We start from the raw sequence: 19,583 nt of genomic DNA on the forward strand, positions 1-19,583 counted from the left end.
CTCTCCCGGCTGGAGAGGGCAAGAGCAAAAGTTAAACCCGGCTACCCCACAGGTCATACTCGTCCGCGTTTTCAACTTTAACGCGAATAATATCACCCGGTTTCACCTTCGTTTCACCGTTCAGGTAGACCGCGCCGTCGATTTCCGGTGCATCGGCCATGCTGCGGCCAATGGCGCCTTCTTCGTCCACTTCGTCAATGATGACCATGATTTCGCGGCCCACTTTCTCCTGCAGGCGCTCGGCAGAGATCTGCTGTTGCAACTGCATAAAGCGATTCCAGCGCTCCTCTTTCATCTCTTCCGGCACCTGATCCGCCAGCTCGTTAGCCGTTGCACCTTCGACCGGGCTGTACTTGAAGCAGCCTACACGGTCCAGACGGGCCTCTTTCAGGAAGTCGAGCAGCATCTGGAAATCTTCTTCGGTTTCACCCGGGAAGCCCACGATAAAGGTCGAGCGCAGGGTCAGTTCCGGACAGATTTCGCGCCACTGTTTGATGCGCGCCAGCTGACGGTCAACGGAGCCAGGGCGTTTCATCAGCTTCAGGATACGCGGGCTGGCGTGCTGCAGCGGAATATCCAGATACGGCAGGATTTTGCCTTCGGCCATCAGCGGGATCACGTCATCGACGTGCGGGTAAGGATAGACATAGTGCAGACGCGTCCAGATACCCAGTTTTGCCAGCTGTTCGCACAGACCCACCATGCTGGTCTTCACCGGCTCGCCGTTATGGAAGCCCGAACGGTGCTTCACATCCACGCCGTAGGCGGAGGTATCCTGCGAGATCACCAGCAGCTCTTTCACGCCCGCATCGGCCAGACGCTTCGCTTCTGCCAGCACTTCGCCAATCGGGCGGCTCACCAGATCGCCACGCATGGACGGGATGATGCAGAACGTGCAGCGGTGGTTGCAGCCTTCAGAGATTTTCAGGTAGGCGTAGTGACGCGGGGTCAGCTTCACCCCCTGTTCCGGCACCAGGCTCAGGAACGGGTTGTGCTTCGGTTTCGGCACGTAGTGGTGAACGTGCTCCAGCACCTGCTCATAGCTGTGCGGCCCGGTGATCTCCAGAACCTTTGGATGCACTTCGCGGATCTGGTCCACTTTGGCGCCCAGGCAGCCGGTCACGATCACTTTGCCGTTTTCGGTCAGGGCTTCACCGATGGCTTCGAGGGATTCCTGCACGGCGCTGTCAATGAAGCCACAGGTATTCACGATAACCATATCGGCATTGTCATAGCTCGGCACCACATCATAGCCTTCGGTACGAAGCTCAGTGAGGATGCGTTCTGAATCCACCAGGTTTTTTGGGCAGCCCAGGGAGACGAAGCCGATTTTCGGCGGGTGGCTAACATTGCTCATAGATTAAAAAGTAGTCAGTTATAGGATTCTCAGGGCAGGGATTGTACAGCGTTCCACAGGCTATTTATAGCGATCTGTGCAGGCTGCTTATCGGCCAGGTTGTAACATTGTAAATAATGTTAATTCGTTAATATTTATTGACCTGAAACATTAATTTGTACAAAAAACAGCCATAATCTAACTGGGTACATAACTGACAAAGGGGGGAAAAGCATGTCCGTTGACAGACTCAAACGCGATCTTCTGAGCAAACTGATTAACGCCCGCATCGATCTGGACACCTATTTGACGCTAAGGAAAGCGAAAGGGTATATGTCAGTCAGCGAAAGCGACCATCTGCGAGATAACTTCTTCGAACTTTGTAATTACATGCGTGAGAAAGCGCCTCTTTTGCGTGAGCACTGCAGCGCTGAGGAGCAGGCGGTACTTTACCGCGCTGCGCAGTCGCTCTCTGCCGTAGGCGTTTGCATGATGACCGGGGGACACGACTGCCCCTCTTTTATCGCCGTTAACGCAGAGAAGCTGGAAGTCTGTTTGACAGATTTAACCCGCTGTATTCAGTCTCTGAAGACGCAGCAACCGCTCAATCAGAATTAAGCCCCGGGGGAGGCCGCTCCCCCTTATGTTTAAGTTTATGTAAAAGTGTTAACGCCCCTGCGCTATCTGGCTAATCTTTAAGCCATACGTCGAAAAGGAGTGCGTTATGCGTCGATCTTCGCTTATTTTCCTGCCATTCATGCTGGTCTCCACCGCTGTGCTTGCCGCGCCTGCTGAAGTGAAAGTGGATGTGCTGCAAAACAAACTCGATCACCCCTGGTCGCTCGCTTTCCTGCCCCAGAATCAGGGCATGTTAATCACCCTGAAGGACGGTCAGCTTAAACGCTGGCAGGCCGGAAAAGGCCTCTCCGACCCGATTGTTGGCGTGCCTGACGTCTGGGCTAAGGGGCAGGGCGGCCTGCTGGATGTGGTGCTGGCGCCGGACTTCGAAAGCTCGCGGCGGGTGTGGCTCAGCTATGCCGAGGCCGGGAGCGACGGTAAAGCCGGAACCGCCGTAGGCTACGGGCGCTTAAGCGACGATTTCTCTCGTCTGGAGGCCTTTAAGGTGGTCTTCCGCCAGCAGCCGAAGCTCTCGACGGGCAACCACTTTGGCGGCAGGCTGGTCTTTGATGGCAAAGGCTATCTCTTTATCGGTCTGGGGGAGAACAACCAGCGTCCCACGGCGCAAGAGCTGGATAAATTGCAGGGTAAGGTTGTGCGGCTCACCGACGAGGGCGAGATCCCCAATGACAACCCCTTCGTAAATACCTCGGGCGCACTTCCGGAGATCTGGTCTTACGGTATCCGCAACCCGCAGGGCATGGCGATGAACCCCTGGAGCGACACGCTATGGCTCAATGAGCATGGCCCGCGCGGCGGCGATGAGATCAACATTCCAGAGAGGGGTAAAAACTACGGCTGGCCGCTGGCGACCCACGGGATTAATTACAGCGGCCTGAAGATCCCCGAGGCGAAGGGTGAGCACGTCGAGGGTACTGAGCCGCCGCTGTTTGTCTGGAAAAAATCCCCGGCCCTGAGCGGGATGGCTTTTTACAACAGCGATGTTTTCCCGCAATGGAAGAACAAACTCTTTATTGGTGCGCTGAAAGAGAAAGACGTGATTGTCATGACGGTGAATGGCAACAAGGTCACGGAAGAGGGGAGGATTCTGGGGGAGAGGGATCAACGCATTCGTGATGTGCGGGTCGGCCCGGACGGCTACCTATATGTGCTGACGGATGAAACGGACGGGCAACTGCTGAAAGTCAGCCCGTCCGGTACCTGATTAGCTCACCGGGATCATGACCACTTTGCGGTAGGCAGGTCGCTCACTCAGGGCGGCCATCCAGCGTTCGAGGTGGGGGCGCGGCGTCCAGCTAAGGCCGATGTTGGTCAGGTTCCAGACAAAAGGCGCGACGGCAATATCCCCCAGACCGAAGGCGTCACCGGAGAGCCATGGCCCGGCGGCCAGCGCCTCATCCAGCATGGCAAACAGTCCTTCGAGGGTCTGCTTTGCCGCCTCAATGGCAGCGTGGTCGTGCTCAGCTTCTGGCGTTCTCACCAGCCCCATCAGCACCACCCGGTGCGCAGGGGAGAGGGTCTGATTGGCCCAGTCCATCCACTTCTCGCCGGTCGCGCGGGCGGCTGGCGCATCAATCCATAGCCGGTTAAGCCCATACTGTGCGGCCAGGTAGCGGACGATGGTGTTTGACTCCCACAGCGTGACGTGGGTTTCGTCGTCTCGCAGCAGCGGCACCAGCCCGTTTGGGTTCATCGCCAGGTACTCCGCCTCCTGATTCACGCCATACTGCAAACCGGCCATGATCTGGTTGAACGGTAAATCGAGCTCCTCCAGCGTCCAGAGCACTTTTTTGACGTTGGTTGAGTTATTTCTGCCCCACAGCGTAATCATAATCACCCCTTTAAATGACAAACAACCGGCGGTTGCGATTCAATGTCCAGGGGGCATAGAGTGAGATAATCCAAACAATTACGCAACAAAAGAGAAAAAAATCGACAGCGTCAAAGCGTATCGGGGGGTTATTGCATAAACTTTAAAAACTTTACCAGGATTTGGTTTTATTGAACGCATTAGTACGTTATTACTCATCGTTTCTTGCGACGCGGTGACGTGGCGTGATTTTTGAATGGAAACTCGGGTGGCATTATGACGCGAAAAACAACTTCTCTGCGCAGTCTGGCGGCAGGCTCAGCGCTTCTTTTTCTTTTTGCACCTACGCTCTATGCAGCAGAACAGGCGGCACCGGAAGCCCCGCCGGTGGATGCTCGCGCGTGGATCCTGATGGATTACGCCAGCGGCAAAGTGCTGGCAGAAGGGAATGCAGATGAAAAACTCGACCCGGCCAGCCTGACAAAAATCATGACCAGCTATGTCGTTGGTCAGGCGTTGAAAGCAGGAAAGATCAAGCTCACCGATATGGTCACCATTGGTAAAGACGCCTGGGCCACCGGTAACCCGGCGCTTCGCGGCTCGTCGGTCATGTTCCTGAAGCCGGGCGACCAGGTGGCGGTCTCGGACCTGAATAAAGGCGTCATTATCCAGTCGGGCAACGATGCCTGCATCGCGCTGGCGGATTACGTGGCGGGCAGCCAGGATTCGTTTATTGGTCTGATGAACGGCTATGCGCAAAAGCTCGGCTTAACCAATACCACCTTTAAAACCGTGCACGGCCTTGATGCCCCAGGGCAGTTCAGTACCGCCCGCGATATGGCGCTGCTGGGTAAGGCGCTGATTCACGACGTGCCGGAAGAGTATGCCATCCATAAAGAGAAAGAGTTTACCTTCAACAAGATCCGCCAGCCGAACCGCAACCGCCTGCTCTGGAGCAGCAATGTCAATGTCGACGGAATGAAAACCGGTACGACCGCCGGTGCCGGGTATAACCTGGTGGCCTCGGCAACGCAGGGGGATATGCGCCTGATCTCGGTGGTGCTGGGCACCAAAACCGACCGCATCCGCTTTAATGAATCGGAAAAACTGCTGACGTGGGGCTTCCGCTTCTTCGAAACGGTCACCCCGATTAAGCCGGATGCGACGTTCGTTAGCCAGCGCGTCTGGTTCGGCGACAAAAGCGAAGTGAACCTCGGTGCTGGTGACGCCGGTTCGGTGACCATCCCACGTGGTCAGCTTAAAAATCTGAAAGCCAGCTTCACCCTGACCGATCCTCAGTTGACCGCCCCGCTGAAAAAGGGCCAGGTGGTGGGCACTATCGACTTCCAGCTGAACGGGAAATCTATCGAGCAGCGCCCGCTTATCGTGATGGAAGCGGTGGAAGAGGGCGGTTTCTTTAGCCGGATGTGGGATTTCGTCATGATGAAATTCCACCAGTGGTTTGGCAGCTGGTTCTCTTAAGCAAACGCAAACGGCAACCCGAAGGTTGCCGTTTTCATATCTACTGTTCTGAGGTGGGCGAAAAATTAATACATCAGCTTAATCTGCTGCGCCTTCGCCAGCGCCACCATCTCATCGTCCGGACGGCAATTACTGACAATCACGTCAAATTGCCCTAAATCCCCCATCCGCGCCGGGCGTACTTTGCCAAATTTACTGTGGTCGGCCACCAGAACATGCTGTTGCGCCATACTCAGCGCCCAGTGTTTCACCGGTAACTCATCCAGATTGAAGCAGGTCGCCCCGTGACGGGGATGCAGGCCTGCCGCGGAGTAGAAGGCGATATCCGGACAGAGGTTGTTTAAGGTGTCATGCAGATTCAGCGGTTTGAAAATCGCATTACTGGCATGGAACTCGCCGCCGCAGAGAATCACCCGGCACGCCGGTTTTTCCTGAAGCGCGAGAAAAGTATTCAGCGAATAGCAGACCCCGGTAAAAGGCAGGGCGTTATCGATAGCGTCGATAATCCAGGGAGTGGTGGTACCGCAGTCAAAAAAGAGCGTCTGATGAGGCTGCACCAGGGTGGCGGCCAGCCGCGCCGCCTTGCGCTTCTCTTCTACCAGCCGGGTCTTCTGGTCACTCAGTAAGTAGTGGCTGGCGCTGCGTGGCTCCAGCACGATATAGCCACCGAGAAGCACAACCGGGCCGCTCTCACTATTAAGATCGCGCCGCACCGTCATCTCCGAGACGCCAAGCAGGGCGGCCGCCTCTTTCAGATGCAGTTTATCGCTGCGCTTGAGTGCGTTAATCAGTTGAGCCAGACGTTCTTCGCGACGTGTTTCCATAGGTCCTCGGCAGTTGGTAAGCCCCCGCTACGCTGGGGGCTCAAGTGTAACCTGCCGAACCAGGGTTAGTCACGTATCCAGCCTTTACGGATGGGGAGGGCGAAACAGATGCGGTACAGCTGAGAGAGGGCGCGATAAAGCCTCTCGCCAAAAAGGTTCCACAGGATCTGCGCGCTGAGGCAGCCCATCATCCCCACCATCAGTCCGCCGAGCATATCCAGCGGCCAGTGAACGCCGAGGTAGACACGAGACCAGGCGATAGCGAGGGCCACCGCCATCAAGATGATTCCGGACCAGAGGCGATGCCAGAGGACGAAGGCCAGGGCAAAGGTGAAGATCACTGTGCCATGGTCGCTCGGGAAAGAGTCATCGGCGGCATGGTGCAGGAAGTTATAGCCAATATGATCAACGAACGGACGATCGTGCGGGAAGGTGTGGCCCAGCCCCCAGGAGGCCAGCAAGCTCACGCCCAGCGCCATCGCAATCTTGATGACCAGTTGACGCTGGGCACCTACCTGTTTGCGGGGTCCCCACAGCCAGAGGATGACCACCAGCGCCGGGACGATATTAATTAAGTCTTTTGCCACAAAGGTGGCGAAGTCGATCATCCACGCCGGCGAAGCGGGGGTGGCATTGATCCAGTAAAACAGTCCATAGTTCAGATTTTCTAACATACCCTCGTCACTCTTTTGCAAACCAGCGGGTCATCAGCGCATAGGCTGCCAGCTGGGAAAACCAAACCCACCAACCCGCCCACAGGTTGTGTGAGAAAAAATGCGCGCCACGCATCACCTGGCCGTAACCCATCACCAGCCCGAGCACCACCCCGAGTGCCATCATTCCCCAGGCGAGGCGGGGGCGATTGTGCCAGAAGGCAAAAAACAGCCCCATCACCATAAAGCCGCTCGACGAATGACCGCCGGGGAAGCAGCGCCCGGGGCCGCTGTTCAACGGCGTGGTGCCAAATAGCGGAAACGAGACGGCATCACCGCCGTACTCCACCAGATCCCAGGGGCAGCTATGATGGCTAACCGCTTTCAGCGCGCCCACCACCAGCGTGCCCAGCCCCATCAGCAGCGCCCCGACGACCAGCTGCGGATTACGTCTCCAGACCCCGTAGAGCAGCGTGACTGCCGCCAGGGTGATGGTGAGATATTTCGCAAGCCGATGGTTAAGCACATCCAGCAAGACATTCTGCTTGAGCGGAAAGGTGTGCAACGCGGCGTCGTACCAGTAACCGGTCAGTAGCCTGTCCAGGGTCTCATCCCGGCCTAACCAGCTAAAAAGCGCGGCCAGAATCAGTAGCGCAATAAGCTGATAACCATAAAAACGGTTCGGCAAGGGGTAAAGTCTTTTTGTCTTAGTTGTCTTTAACTTAGACAATTCTGAAGCCGGGGTAATCTGTGTCATAATAAAGGTCAATGACGGAAAAACCTCAAGCATACGGATGCCAACTTAAGGAAACCTTAAACGACAGCGAAATGTGCGCAATTTCGGCTGAGTCTGGTTAATTTGCTACCGCTGGGGCGGCCATTTCATTACACTCAGCGCGATTTTTATCTAAGAAAGAGACTCCATGTTAAACCGTTCTTCTTCCGGCAACCGTCTGGGTCGTCAGGCGTTGCTGTTTCCTCTGTGTCTGGTGCTGTACGAATTTTCGACCTATATCGGCAACGATATGATCCAGCCGGGTATGCTGGCGGTCGTCGAGCAGTACAACGCGGGGATTGAGTGGGTACCCACGTCCATGACCGCCTATCTGGCCGGCGGGATGTTTTTGCAGTGGCTGCTGGGGCCGCTGTCGGATCGCATTGGCCGCCGCCCGGTGATGCTCACCGGGGTGGTCTGGTTTATTGTTACCTGTCTCGCCATCCTGCTGGCGCAGAACATTGAGCAGTTTACTTTCCTGCGTTTCTTGCAGGGGGTAAGCCTCTGCTTTATCGGTGCCGTGGGCTATGCCGCAATTCAGGAGTCGTTTGAGGAGGCGGTCTGTATCAAGATCACCGCGCTGATGGCGAACGTCGCGCTGATTGCGCCGCTGCTCGGTCCGCTGGTGGGCGCCGCCTGGGTCCACGTGGCGCCCTGGGAAGGGATGTTTATTCTGTTTGCGTTGCTGGCGGCCATCTCATTCTTTGGCCTCTGGAAAGCCATGCCCGAAACGGCGACCCGGCTGGGTGAGACGCTTTCCATGCGGGAGCTGGGGCGCGACTATAAAGCGGTGATGAAAAATGTGCGCTTCGTGGCGGGGGCGCTGGCGACCGGCTTTGTTAGCCTGCCGCTGCTGGCGTGGATTGCCCAATCGCCGGTGATTATCATCAGCGGCGAGCAGCTCAGCAGCTATGAGTATGGTCTGCTGCAGGTACCGATCTTTGGCGCGCTGATTATCGGCAACCTGGTGCTGGCGCGGCTCACCTCGCGTCGTACCGTGCGTTCTCTCATCATTATGGGGGGTTGGCCAATTACGCTGGGCCTGCTGCTGGCCGCAGTGGCAACGGTCGTTTCTTCGCACGCTTACCTGTGGATGACCGCCGGGCTAAGCCTCTATGCGTTCGGTATTGGCCTGGCCAACGCCGGGCTGGTACGTCTGACCCTCTTCGCCAGCGACATGAGCAAGGGTACCGTCTCGGCGGCGATGGGAATGTTACAGATGCTGATCTTTACGGTGGGAATCGAGGTGAGTAAGCACGCGTTCAGCTTCGGTGGCAATGGTCTGTTCAGCCTCTTCAATCTGGCAAACGGTTTGCTGTGGCTGGTCCTGATGGTGATATTCCTGAAAGATAAACGGGTTGGAAACGCGCTGCAGCCCGATTAACCAGCAGGCCGGGCGATGGCCCGGCCTGTCAGTAGTTAATTAAACGGCGCTTCGCGTTTTAACACTTTATCAATCACCTGCAGCACGCCCTCTTCGTTGTTGTGCGGCGCTTCAAAGCGGGCTACCGCTTTGATGTGATCCCCGGCGTTAGCCATCGCAAAACCAAAGCCTGCCTGTTTGAGCATCTCTACGTCATTCCCGCTATCGCCAAACGACACCACTTCATGATCTTCAATGCCCCACAGCGCCTGCAGCAGGCGCAGGCCATTGGCTTTATGCACGCCGGGAATAATCAGGTCGATGCTGCCGTTGCCGGTATGAACGGGCACCATGATGTCGCCCAGTTCGTCGTGGATCAGCGCCTGAATGCGCGGGATCTCTTCATCCGAGACATTGAGGCCAAACTTGAAGAAAATGTCGTTGAAGTTATCGAAATTCTTTACCTTTTCCAGGCGGTGATAATATTTTGCCGCAATCTCGTGAAAGGCATCGCCATAGTGTTTTAGGGTGTAGGCGCTGTTCTTACCGCAGGCGATCACCTCTATTCCCGGCAGGGTGCAGAGATAGCGTGAGACGGTGGCGAAGTGCGATTGCGTCAATTCGCCGTTAAACACATCCTCTCCGGCATTCACTACCCAGCCGCCGTTTTCGGCGACAAAAGCGATCTCATGGGCAATCTCCGGGAAGAAAGAGATGAGCTGGTAATACTGATTGCCGCTGGCAACCACAAAACGTATTCCCTGTTCCTTCATTTGCGCGTACTGCTGCAAAAAGCGCTCGCGATTGTACTGCTTGCTATCGCTTAAAAAGGTGCCATCCATATCCACTGCAATCAGTTTGATGCTCATTATCCATTCTCCGTGGCAGATTCTGCCTGAGGCGCCGGTTTTGCCACCGCTCGCGCCACCAGCGCAGCAATAATCACTAACCCTAACACGACCAGCATTGCACTACGTAACCCGTAATGCTCGCCCAGGAATCCTAACAGCGGCGGGCCTACCAGGAACGCAAGGTAGCCGGTTGTCGCCACTACGCTGACGCGGGTTGGCGCATCCGGACCGGTATCGCTGGCCGCCGAGATAGTGAGCGGGAATCCCAGCGAGGCGCCCAGTCCCCAGAGGATCACCGAGACGCCAGCTACCCAGTCCACATCTACAAAGATAATCAGCGCGATGCCCAGGCCACCCAGCAGGGCGCTGGCGCGCACTACGCTGACGCGGCTGTAACGGTCGATGAACCAGCCGCCGGTGAAGCGTCCTACGGTCATACCCAGCGTAAACCCGGCATAAATCAGCGAGCCGGAGGTAGGGCTAAAGCCGTGGCCGTCCACCATCAACAGCGGCAGCCAGTCGTTGGCAGACCCTTCGGCAAAGGCCATAGCCAGCACCACGACGCCAATCAACATCAGCTGAATATCGCGATAGAAGGGCAGACCTTTTTCGCCCCCGCTGGCCTCTTCGCCAGCGTTTTTTCCGGTGCCGTCAGGAATGGCGGTAATGCCAAGCAGAATCGGCGCGATACAGACCAGCGCTGCAAAAAGAATGTGCAGATTTGCGGCCACGCCAGAGGCGGTGAGTGCCATGCCCACCCCTGCGCCCGCCAGGGTACCGAGACTGTAAAAACCGTGCATCATGGGCAATACCGTTTTGCCCATCTCGCGCTCGACCGCCGCTCCTTCGACGTTGATGGCCACTTCCGCCGCCCCGAAGCTGCCGCCGAAGACGGTAAGTCCCAGGGCAAACATCAGCGGTGACGTGAACCAGAGCGCCGTGCTGAGGATCACCATTCCTACCACTGCGCAGCACATAGTCGTGCGAATCACTTGTCGCGTACCAAAACGCTTTACCAGCCAGGCAGAGCAGAGAATGCCGCTCATCGAACCGACGGAGAGGCCAAACAAGACGATCCCCATCTCTGCCGTCGATACCGATAAAATATCGCGGATAGCGGGGGTACGCGTGGCCCACGAAGCCATGAGCAGCCCGGGAATAAAGAAGAACATAAAGAGCGCCCACATACGGCGCTGCAGAACTCTGCGAGGCGAAATGGCAGTCATGTTTTGTTCACCAGAGGGAGATTACTGACGACAACAGTAGCAAGCTTGTGTACATTTGTACACAAACTGGCAGAGGGTAAAATGAGCAGACGACCAAACGATCCGCAGCGCAGGGAGCGTATTCTTCAGGCGACGCTGGACACCATCGCCGAACATGGTATTCATGCCGTTACCCATCGTAAAATTGCCAGCTGCGCAGGCGTGCCGCTGGGTTCGATGACCTACTATTTTGCGGGCAAAGATGCGCTGCTCGAAGAGGCATTTACCTGGTTTACTCAGCAACAGATGTCCGTGCAGTACCGTGACTTCTTCGCTGGCGTCACCGGGCCCGAGATGGCGTGCGAGGCGATCACCACCCTGATATACAGTTCCCAGGTCACCACACCGCACAATATGGAGCTGATGTACCAGCTCTATGCGTTTATGAATCGCAGCGCTCCGCTAAAAAGCGTCATGCAGGACTGGATGAAGACCAGCCAGACGACGCTTGAGCAGTGGTTCGACCCGGTCACTGCCCGGGGGCTGGATGCCTTTATCGAAGGGATGACGTTGCACTTCGTAACGGACAGAAAACCGCTCACGCGGGAGGAGTTGCGCGCCATGGTGGGGAGAATTGCGGGCGAGGGGGGCTAAACGGGGCCCGCCACGCTAATATTGAAATAACACCCTAAATAAAAATAAATAACGCAGTTTCCCCCCTCGTCCTCTATTTTGCGCGTCTGACGGATATATCCACGGACGCCCGGGTGATGCTGCCAACTTACTGATTTAGTGTATGATGGTGTTTTTGAGGTGCTCCAGTGGCTTCTGTTTCTATCAGCTGTCCCTCCTGTTCAGCTACTGACGGGGTGGTGCGTAACGGCAAAAGCACCGCCGGACATCAGCGCTATCTCTGCTCTCACTGCCGTAAAACATGGCAACTGCAGTTCACTTACACCGCTTCTCAACCCGGTACGCACCAGAAAATCATTGATATGGCCATGAATGGCGTTGGATGCCGGGCAACCGCCCGCATTATGGGCGTTGGCCTCAACACGATTTTACGTCACTTAAAAAACTCAGGCCGCAGTCGGTAACCTCGCGCATACAGCCGGGCAGTGACGTCATCGTCTGCGCGGAAATGGACGAACAGTGGGGCTATGTCGGGGCTAAATCGCTCCAGCGCTGGCTGTTTTACGCGTATGACAGGCTCCGGAAGACGGTTGTTGCGCACGTATTCGGTGAACGCACTATGGCGACGCTGGGGCGTCTTATGAGCCTGCTGTCACCCTTTGACGTGGTGATATGGATGACGGATGGCTGGCCGCTGTATGAATCCCGCCTGAAGGGAAAGCTGCACGTAATCAGCAAGCGATATACGCAGCGAATTGAGCGGCATAACCTGAATCTGAGGCAGCACCTGGCACGGCTGGGACGGAAGTCGCTGTCGTTCTCAAAATCGGTGGAGCTGCATGACAAAGTCATCGGGCATTATCTGAACATAAAACACTATCAATAAGTTGGAGTCATTACCGACGCCCGCCCTCTTAATTTGCATATTTGTGCGACTCTGGTGTCAGGATAATAATGACCCAGCCCTCGTTTAACATTTGTTTAGAAAGCAGAGGCGATCATTATTCATATAAGGAGAAATATGATGATGAACCTGCATAAAACAATTGGACGTGGCCGACACCGCATTTGCTATCAACATCCGCAGGATAGTAGTAAGTGCATTAAAATTCTCTACAATCCGGACGACGGCGGAGTAAAAGAGGTACGCCGCGAGGTTGGCTACTACCGCAAGCGCTTAACGCAAATTCAGCACAGCCGCGCGATCCCTGATTTTCACGGTAAAGTGGAAACGGCGCTTGGCGAAGGGTACGTTTTTGATCTGATAAGAGATTATGACGGCGAAATATCCAAAACGCTGGGGCACTACATTAAAAACGATTTACTGAGCGCCGAGGAAATTGACAACCTCCTCTATGAACTGCGCAATGATTTAATTGCCCATCGCATCGCGACCATGAACCTGAAGGATTATAATATCCTCTATCGCCGTACCTCAGAAAAAGACGGCTACCTGGTGGTCATCGATAATATTGGCGAATCTGAATTTATCCCGGTTGCTTCGTTATTTAGCAGCCTGCATCGCCGCAAAATTGACAGAATTTTCGCGCGTTTTATGGATACGCTCCCTCTGGCACCCGCCTGTGCTTCGCGATCCTGATCACTGATGCCGGCATGTCCCTCCTGCCGGCAGCGTTTTTTGTTCGCTCCAAATCTATACAAATGTAAATTCTTGTGTAATTTTAGGTTGTCCATTCCTGTTAAGCTATTGATTTAAAATATCTAATATCGCTCACCATAATTCTTTTTCGCTCGCTAAAAACAAAACGCAAAAGGATGCGCTACGCTTTCTACATCCTCCCCGGGATCCGTTTACCCATCTTCTGCGGAGCTCGCCATAACAATAACGGGAAAGCGACTATGACTCTCAGCCATGAAGATGATGCAAAGATACTTCTGTCTGCGTTTGAACAACGCCTTGAGCAGCTTCTCCCTGCCGGTGAACAGGTAGGGCAGGTCTATGCGGCAATGCGCGATGCAACGCTTATAGCCGGCAAGCGGATGCGTCCGTTATTGCTGGTGTTGGCCGCCACAGACATGGGGTGCAAGCGCGAGCAGCCGGGCCTACTGGATCTGGCCTGTGCCATCGAAATGGTCCATGTTGCCTCGCTTATCCTGGATGATATGCCCTGCATGGATAATGCGCAGATGCGCCGTGGGCGGCCGACCATTCACTGTCAGTATGGCGAAAACGTCGCCATACTTTCTGCGGTCGCGCTCCTGAGCCACGCCTTTAACGTTATCTCACGTGCGCCCGCGCTCACGCATGAGGCCAAAGCCCGCGCCATTGCCGAGCTCTCCATGTCCGTCGGGCATATGGGGCTGGTGCAGGGGCAATTTCGCGATCTCAACGAAGCCCGGCAGGCGCAAAATGTGGATGAGATCCTGCTGACCAACGAGCTGAAGACCAGCAGCCTGTTTAACGCAACGTTGCAGCTGGCGGCGATTGCGGCCCAGGCTCCGCCTGCGGTTAATGAGCGGCTACGTTTTTTTGCCCGCGATCTGGGGCAAGCATTTCAGCTGATTGACGATCTTACCGACGGCTCCAATACCACCGGTAAAGATCCCCATCAGGATGAGGATAAATCCACGCTTGTAGCGGTCCTTGGCGCCCAGACCGTTTTTCAGCGGCTGCTTGAGCATGTCAACAGCGCCGACCAACATCTGGCGACAGCCTGTCAGCACGGAAGTGCCGCCCGCCGCTATATTCGTGCATGGTTTGATAAACAGTTGTCGCACATCAGCCAGAGCCTTTCCCTTTCGGAGTGTCAATGACCAGTCTGTCGCAACGGAAAAGCGATCATCTCGATATCGTCCTCAGGAATACCGCAGGTGTCAGGAAATGCACCAGCGGCTTTGAACGCTGGCGGTTTGAACACTGCGCCCTGCCAGAGCTGCACCTTGATGAGGTTGATCTTTCTACCTCCCTGTTTGGCCGAACCCTGCAGGCACCGCTGCTCATCAGCTCCATGACCGGGGGCACGCAGCGGGCGACCCTGATTAATCAAAACCTGGCCAGGGCTGCCCAGACGCTGGGGCTGGCAATGGGGGTGGGATCGCAGCGCGTAGCGCTTGAAAGCCCCGCAACCCAGGGGTTGACCCGTTCCCTCCGGGACGCGGCACCGGATATTGTCCTGCTGGCGAATCTGGGCGCGGCGCAAATTGCTGGTCCTCAGGGACGCGATTTCGCGCAGCGCGCGGTAGAGACGCTGGCGGCTGACGCACTGATCATCCATCTCAACCCTCTGCAGGAGGCCTTGCAGCACGGCGGTGACCGCAACTGGTGCGGCGTGCTTAATGCCATTCAGCAGACGGTAGAAGCGCTGCCGGTACCGGTGGTGGTGAAAGAGGTGGGCAATGGTTTATCGGTGCCGGTTGCGCGCCAGCTGGCAGAGGCGGGTGTCGCTATGCTCGATGTGGCCGGTGCAGGCGGAACCAGCTGGGCCGCCGTAGAGGGCGAACGCGCCATCTCGGCGCACGACCGTGCGGTGGCTATGGCGTTCACCGACTGGGGGATTCCTACTGCGGTGGCCTTAAAAGATCTTCACCAGGCGCTGCCGGAGATGCCGCTCATCGCCTCGGGCGGTATTGCCAACGGCGTGGAGGCGGCGAAGGCGCTCTGCCTGGGGGCCAGCCTGGTCGGACAGGCGGCTGGCGTTCTGCAAAGCGCGCTGATCTCCAGCGATGCGGTCATCGCCCATTTTGAAACCATGATTGCCCAGCTTCGGGTTGCCTGCTTCTGTACGGGCAGCGACAGCCTGGCGGCGCTTCGCAAGGCCACCCTGGTAGCCGGGACCCCATGACAACACGCCGATGGGATCTGATTCTGGCGGGAGGCGGGCTGGCCAACGGGCTGATCGCCTGGCATCTATCGCACCGTCGTCCTGAACTTCGCGTCCTGATGCTTGAAGCGCAGACGCGCCCTGGCGGGAATCATACCTGGTCCTTCCACCAGGACGATCTGACCCCTGACCAGCACCGCTGGCTGGCTCCGCTCGTCAGTTACCGCTGGCCGGGTTACGACGTCCGTTTTCCGGCGCTGACGCGTACGCTGCCAAGCGACTATCTCACGCTCACCTCAGACCATTTTGCCGATGTGCTCAGCCAGGATTTGGGCGATAGCCTGCAAACCGGGGTGAGCATCGCCTCCCTCACGCCGACGAGCGTTACGCTGACGGACGGTACCTTACTGGAGGCCGCGGCGGTGATTGATGGCAGAGGCTATCAGCCAGAGGCCCATTTACGTACCGGCAGCCAGTCTTTTCTCGGCCAGCAGTGGCGGCTCAAGAAGCCGCACGGCCTGACGCGCCCGATCCTGATGGATGCGACGGTCGACCAGCAGGGCGGGTATCGCTTCGTCTATACCCTCCCTTTTTCAGCCACTGAGCTTTTGATCGAAGACACCCACTATATTGATGATGCCCGGCTTGAGAGCGTCGATGCGCGGCAACATATCGCTGACTATGCCCGCCAGCAGGGCTGGCAGTTAGAAACGCTGGTGCGCGAGGAGCAGGGGCATCTGCCGATTATGCTCTCAGGCGATGTTCACGCTTTTTGGCGGGCACGTGAGGGACAGCCCTGCAGCGGCCTGCGGGCGGGGCTTTTTCATGCCACCACCGGCTACTCCCTGCCGCACGCCGTTGCCCTTGCCGAAGCCATTGCCGACGCGAAGGATATCAACGCACAAGCCTTGTCCCGGCTGATTCACCGATATGCCCTGCGCCAGTGGCGCGCTCAACGTTTTTTCCGCGTCCTCAACCGCATGCTTTTTCTGGCGGGAGAGGCGGATAACCGCTGGCGGGTGATGCAGCGATTTTACGCCCTGAATGAAGGGCTGATAGGCCGTTTTTACGCCGGGCAGCTTACGCCCGGTGATAAAGCACGAATTCTGGCAGGCAAACCGCCTGTTCCGGTCGGCGAAGCGATGCTCGCCATTTTGCAACTTACTCCCCGGCTGCGAGCCTTTTATCATGACTAAAACCATTATTATCGGCGCCGGATTCGGCGGCTTAGCGCTCGCCATCCGGCTACAGGCGCAAGGGATTGACACGCTGCTGCTGGAGCAGCGCGATAAGCCTGGCGGGCGTGCTTACGTCTATCAGGAAGAGGGGTTTACGTTTGACGCAGGGCCGACGGTCATTACCGATCCCAGCGCCATTGAAGCGCTCTTTACCCTCGCCGGAAAGCGGATGGAAGATTACGTCGAGTTGCTGCCGGTGACCCCGTTCTACCGCCTGTGCTGGGAGACGGGGGAGGTATTTGATTATGACAACGTCCAGGACAAACTGGAGGCGCAAATCGCTCGCTTCAATCCGCGCGACGTTGAAGGTTACCGCAAATTTCACACCTACTCGCGGGAGGTCTTTAAAGAGGGGTATCTGAAGCTCGGCACCGTTCCTTTTTTATCATTCCGCGATATGCTGCGGGCCGGCCCCCAGTTAACCCGCCTGCAGGCCTGGCGCAGCGTTTACAGCATGGTCTCCCGCTTCATTGAGAACGAACAGCTTCGCCAGGCATTCTCCTTCCACTCGCTGCTGGTAGGGGGGAATCCCTTCGCCACCTCCTCAATTTATACCCTTATTCATGCCCTGGAGCGGGAGTGGGGAGTCTGGTTTGCCCGTGGCGGCACGGGAGCGTTGGTGCAGGGGCTGGTGAAGCTCTATCAGGATCTCGGGGGCGAGATAAGGCTAAATGCCGAGGTGACCCGGCTGATTGCCGACGACAACCGCATCCGCGCCGTTGAGCTAAAGAACGGGGAAACTATCCAGACCGCGGCGGTGGCGTCTAACGCCGACGTGGTGCACACCTACGAAAAGCTGCTCGGCCATCATCCTGCCGGCGCGGCGCGTGCGGCCTCTCTGAAGCGTAAGCGGATGAGCAACTCGCTGTTCGTGCTCTATTTTGGTCTCAATAAACAGCACGATCTGGCGCACCATACCGTCTGCTTTGGCCCGCGCTATAAAGCCCTGATCGATGATATTTTCAATAAAAACACTCTGGCAGAGGACTTTTCGCTCTATCTGCATGCCCCCTGCGTGACTGATCCCTCCCTGGCACCGCCCGGCTGCGGCAGCTATTACGTGCTGGCGCCGGTGCCCCATCTGGGTACGGCCGATCTCGACTGGAATACTGAGGGGCCGCGCCTGCGCGACAGGATCTTTGACTATCTTGAGCAGCACTACATGCCGGGCCTGCGTAGCCAACTGGTGACCCATCGCATCTTTACCCCCTTTGATTTTCGTGACCAGCTAGGCGCACACCTCGGTTCGGCCTTCTCCATTGAGCCCATACTGCGCCAGAGTGCGTGGTTCAGGCCGCACAATCGCGACAGCAAAATCGAGAACCTTTATCTGGTGGGCGCAGGTACCCACCCGGGCGCGGGAATTCCGGGAGTGATCGGTTCGGCAAAAGCGACCGCAGGACTGATGCTGGAGGCGCTTTCCGGATGAATAACACCCTGATGGAGCACGCTGACCAGACTATCGCCGTCGGCTCGAAAAGCTTTGCCACCGCAGCGAAACTGTTCGATGCCCCCACCCGACGCGGCGTGCTGATGCTCTACGCCTGGTGTCGTCATTGCGATGATGTGATAGACGGGCAGGCGCTGGGGTTCAATATTGAGACCCCGGAAGCGACGCCGGCGGAGCAGCGCCTGGAGACGCTCAAAAGCGAAACCCGCCGCGCCTGGGAAGGGGCCGTGATGACGGAGCCGGCCTTTGCCGCTTTTCAGGAGGTGGCGCTGGGCCACAATATCCCCTTGCCGCTGGCACTGGCCCACCTTGAGGGCTTTGCCATGGACGTGCGCGAAACCCGCTACGAAACCTTCGAGGATACGCTGCTCTATTGCTACCGGGTCGCGGGGGTGGTGGGGTTGATGATGGCAAGGATCATGGGGGTGCGCGACGAAGCGGTGCTCGATCGCGCCTGTGATTTGGGGCTGGCATTTCAGCTAACGAATATAGCCCGGGATATCGTTGAAGATGCCCGCGTGGGCCGCTGTTATCTTCCTGCCCGCTGGCTGGCGGAGGTAGGCCTTACACCGGAGCAGGTCGCCGACCCTGGAAAGCGTCAGCAGGTTGCCCGCCTGGCACAGCGGCTGGTGGCCGAGGCCGAGCCTTATTATGCGTCAGCCCGGGCGGGACTGGCCGGGCTGCCTTTGCGCTCGGCGTGGGCGATTGCCTCCGCGCACGGCGTTTACCGGGAGATTGGCGTGAAGGTCAGCGCAGCAGGAGAGCAGGCCTGGGATAAACGCCAGGGCACTAACGCCCTGGAGAAATCCGCATTGTTGATGAAGGGCGCCGCCCTGGCGCTCACTTCTCGTTTCGGCTCGCAGGCGCCGCGACCGGCTGGTCTGTGGCAGCGTCCGCTTTTGGCGAGCGCGTAGCCTGCGCATCGGCCTTACGCTGACGTAAGGTCGCCTGCAACTTCTCCACTGGCGGGGCATAGAGAAAGCCAAAGGAGACGCAGCCCTCTTTTCCCCGCACCGCATGGTGCAGACGATGGGCCAGGTAGAGTCGCTTCAGATAACCACGGCGTGGTATATAGCGGAACGGCCAGCGCTGGTGCACCAGCCCGTCATGGACCATAAAGTACAGCGCGCCGTAGAGCGTCATGCCTGCGCCAATCCATTGTAGCGGCCACATCCCCCAGGTTCCCCATGCAATCAAGCCAATCGCTAACAGCGCAAAGACGACGGCATAGAGGTCGTTCACTTCAAACCAGCCCGTGCGGGGTTCGTGGTGAGAGAGATGCCATCCCCATCCCCAGCCGTGCATGATGTACTTATGCGCAAGCGCCGCGATGAGCTCCATGGCGGCAACGGTAAGGAGTACGATCAAGGTGTTGTAAAGCGCGAGCATGCTTGCTCCTGTTTATAAGTCCTGGTGATTAAGCGTAACACCTAATTGCGGGAGTGGAGGGGGAGAGGAGAGATTTGTTGGGGGATTTTAGACAACAAAAAACCCATCAACCTTGAACCAAAACGGCGGGGTTGATGGGCTCCACAAATTGGG

At 57.1% G+C, this 19,583-nt stretch carries 20 protein-coding genes; 12 read left to right on the top strand and 8 right to left on the bottom strand.

Annotated elements, in window-relative coordinates:
- Positions 1–31 precede the first annotated feature (31 nt).
- Complete coding sequence (rimO, locus tag JZ655_RS06505; RefSeq protein WP_207293310.1) at positions 32–1,357, bottom strand: 30S ribosomal protein S12 methylthiotransferase RimO; 1,326 nt, start codon at positions 1,355–1,357, stop codon at positions 32–34.
- A 213-nt stretch (positions 1,358–1,570) separates the two neighbouring features.
- On the opposite strand from rimO, the gene bssR reads away from it, so the two are divergent.
- Both bssR and JZ655_RS06515 read left to right on the top strand, forming a co-directional pair.
- Positions 1,571–1,954 carry a biofilm formation regulator BssR gene (gene bssR, locus JZ655_RS06510; protein WP_207293311.1) on the top strand — a complete coding sequence of 128 codons (384 nt, stop codon included), beginning with the start codon at positions 1,571–1,573 and terminating at the stop codon, positions 1,952–1,954.
- Positions 1,955–2,060: 106 nt separating this feature from the next.
- Positions 2,061–3,179, top strand: a complete 1,119-nt coding sequence (locus JZ655_RS06515; protein ID WP_207293312.1) for a PQQ-dependent sugar dehydrogenase — start codon at positions 2,061–2,063, stop codon at positions 3,177–3,179.
- Here the strand turns inward: JZ655_RS06515 and JZ655_RS06520 are convergent, their stop codons facing one another.
- On the bottom strand, positions 3,180–3,806 hold the full coding sequence (locus JZ655_RS06520; protein WP_207293313.1) for a glutathione S-transferase family protein: 627 nt from the start codon (positions 3,804–3,806) through the stop codon (positions 3,180–3,182).
- A 255-nt stretch (positions 3,807–4,061) separates the two neighbouring features.
- Between JZ655_RS06520 and dacC the strand changes: the two genes are divergently transcribed.
- Positions 4,062–5,267, top strand: coding sequence for a serine-type D-Ala-D-Ala carboxypeptidase (gene dacC / locus JZ655_RS06525; protein WP_046886894.1), 1,206 nt, complete (start codon positions 4,062–4,064; stop codon positions 5,265–5,267).
- Positions 5,268–5,332: 65 nt separating this feature from the next.
- Here dacC and deoR read toward each other — a convergent pair whose 3' ends face one another.
- The 3 genes from deoR to JZ655_RS06540 form a co-directional block, all read right to left on the bottom strand.
- A complete protein-coding gene (gene deoR / locus JZ655_RS06530; RefSeq protein ID WP_040076415.1) occupies positions 5,333–6,091 on the bottom strand; it encodes a DNA-binding transcriptional repressor DeoR in 759 nt (252 codons plus the stop codon).
- Positions 6,092–6,156: 65 nt separating this feature from the next.
- Positions 6,157–6,765 (bottom strand): undecaprenyl-diphosphate phosphatase, encoded by a 609-nt coding sequence (gene ybjG / locus JZ655_RS06535; protein ID WP_207293314.1) that lies wholly within the window; start codon positions 6,763–6,765, stop codon positions 6,157–6,159.
- Between the two features lie 7 nt (positions 6,766–6,772).
- Entirely contained in the window at positions 6,773–7,501 is a 729-nt protein-coding gene (locus JZ655_RS06540) for a phosphatase PAP2 family protein (protein WP_207293315.1), read from the bottom strand.
- A gap of 166 nt (positions 7,502–7,667) precedes the next feature.
- Here JZ655_RS06540 and JZ655_RS06545 point away from each other — a divergent pair, with 166 nt between their 5' ends.
- Positions 7,668–8,903: an MFS transporter gene (locus JZ655_RS06545; protein ID WP_046886892.1), complete on the top strand. Its 1,236-nt coding sequence runs from the start codon at positions 7,668–7,670 to the stop codon at positions 8,901–8,903.
- 35 nt (positions 8,904–8,938) lie between these two features.
- Here JZ655_RS06545 and JZ655_RS06550 read toward each other — a convergent pair whose 3' ends face one another.
- Both JZ655_RS06550 and JZ655_RS06555 read right to left on the bottom strand, forming a co-directional pair.
- The gene (locus JZ655_RS06550; RefSeq protein WP_207293316.1) at positions 8,939–9,751 is read right to left on the bottom strand and encodes a Cof-type HAD-IIB family hydrolase; all 813 of its coding nucleotides are present in this window, start codon (positions 9,749–9,751) and stop codon (positions 8,939–8,941) included.
- Complete coding sequence (locus JZ655_RS06555; protein WP_040076411.1) at positions 9,751–10,959, bottom strand: MFS transporter; 1,209 nt, start codon at positions 10,957–10,959, stop codon at positions 9,751–9,753. The genes JZ655_RS06550 and JZ655_RS06555 overlap by 1 nt, the downstream gene beginning before the upstream one ends.
- 81 nt (positions 10,960–11,040) lie before the next feature.
- Between JZ655_RS06555 and JZ655_RS06560 the strand changes: the two genes are divergently transcribed.
- The 8 genes from JZ655_RS06560 (at position 11,041) to crtB (ending at position 18,955) form a co-directional block, all read left to right on the top strand.
- The gene (locus JZ655_RS06560) at positions 11,041–11,592 is read left to right on the top strand and encodes a TetR/AcrR family transcriptional regulator (protein WP_207293317.1); all 552 of its coding nucleotides are present in this window, start codon (positions 11,041–11,043) and stop codon (positions 11,590–11,592) included.
- A 167-nt stretch (positions 11,593–11,759) separates the two neighbouring features.
- Positions 11,760–12,457 (top strand): IS1-like element IS1A family transposase gene (locus tag JZ655_RS06565; RefSeq protein WP_242637262.1). Its coding sequence is split into 2 segments (ribosomal slippage): positions 11,760–12,009 and positions 12,009–12,457, totalling 699 coding nucleotides; the frame shifts between segments, so codons are not numbered across the junction.
- 135 nt (positions 12,458–12,592) lie between these two features.
- Positions 12,593–13,171: a YrbL family protein gene (locus JZ655_RS06570; RefSeq protein WP_046886889.1), complete on the top strand. Its 579-nt coding sequence runs from the start codon at positions 12,593–12,595 to the stop codon at positions 13,169–13,171.
- Between the two features lie 260 nt (positions 13,172–13,431).
- Positions 13,432–14,346, top strand: coding sequence for a polyprenyl synthetase family protein (locus JZ655_RS06575; RefSeq protein WP_207293318.1), 915 nt, complete (start codon positions 13,432–13,434; stop codon positions 14,344–14,346).
- Positions 14,343–15,374, top strand: a complete 1,032-nt coding sequence (fni, locus tag JZ655_RS06580) for a type 2 isopentenyl-diphosphate Delta-isomerase (protein WP_207293319.1) — start codon at positions 14,343–14,345, stop codon at positions 15,372–15,374. The genes JZ655_RS06575 and fni overlap by 4 nt, the downstream gene beginning before the upstream one ends.
- Positions 15,371–16,549 carry a lycopene beta-cyclase CrtY gene (gene crtY, locus JZ655_RS06585; RefSeq protein ID WP_207293320.1) on the top strand — a complete coding sequence of 393 codons (1,179 nt, stop codon included), beginning with the start codon at positions 15,371–15,373 and terminating at the stop codon, positions 16,547–16,549. The genes fni and crtY overlap by 4 nt, the downstream gene beginning before the upstream one ends.
- On the top strand, positions 16,542–18,020 hold the full coding sequence (locus JZ655_RS06590; RefSeq protein WP_207293321.1) for a phytoene desaturase: 1,479 nt from the start codon (positions 16,542–16,544) through the stop codon (positions 18,018–18,020). The genes crtY and JZ655_RS06590 overlap by 8 nt, the downstream gene beginning before the upstream one ends.
- On the top strand, positions 18,017–18,955 hold the full coding sequence (gene crtB, locus JZ655_RS06595) for a 15-cis-phytoene synthase CrtB (RefSeq protein ID WP_040076405.1): 939 nt from the start codon (positions 18,017–18,019) through the stop codon (positions 18,953–18,955). Before JZ655_RS06590 ends, crtB begins: the two co-directional genes overlap by 4 nt.
- On the opposite strand, the gene JZ655_RS06600 is transcribed toward crtB, so the two are convergent.
- Positions 18,882–19,430, bottom strand: coding sequence for a sterol desaturase family protein (locus tag JZ655_RS06600; RefSeq protein WP_207293322.1), 549 nt, complete (start codon positions 19,428–19,430; stop codon positions 18,882–18,884). The genes crtB and JZ655_RS06600 overlap by 74 nt on opposite strands.
- Between the last annotated feature and the right edge of the window lie 153 nt (positions 19,431–19,583).

Origin of the sequence: Leclercia pneumoniae, assembly GCF_017348915.1 — a bacterium.
Taxonomy (GTDB): domain Bacteria; phylum Pseudomonadota; class Gammaproteobacteria; order Enterobacterales; family Enterobacteriaceae; genus Enterobacter; species Enterobacter pneumoniae.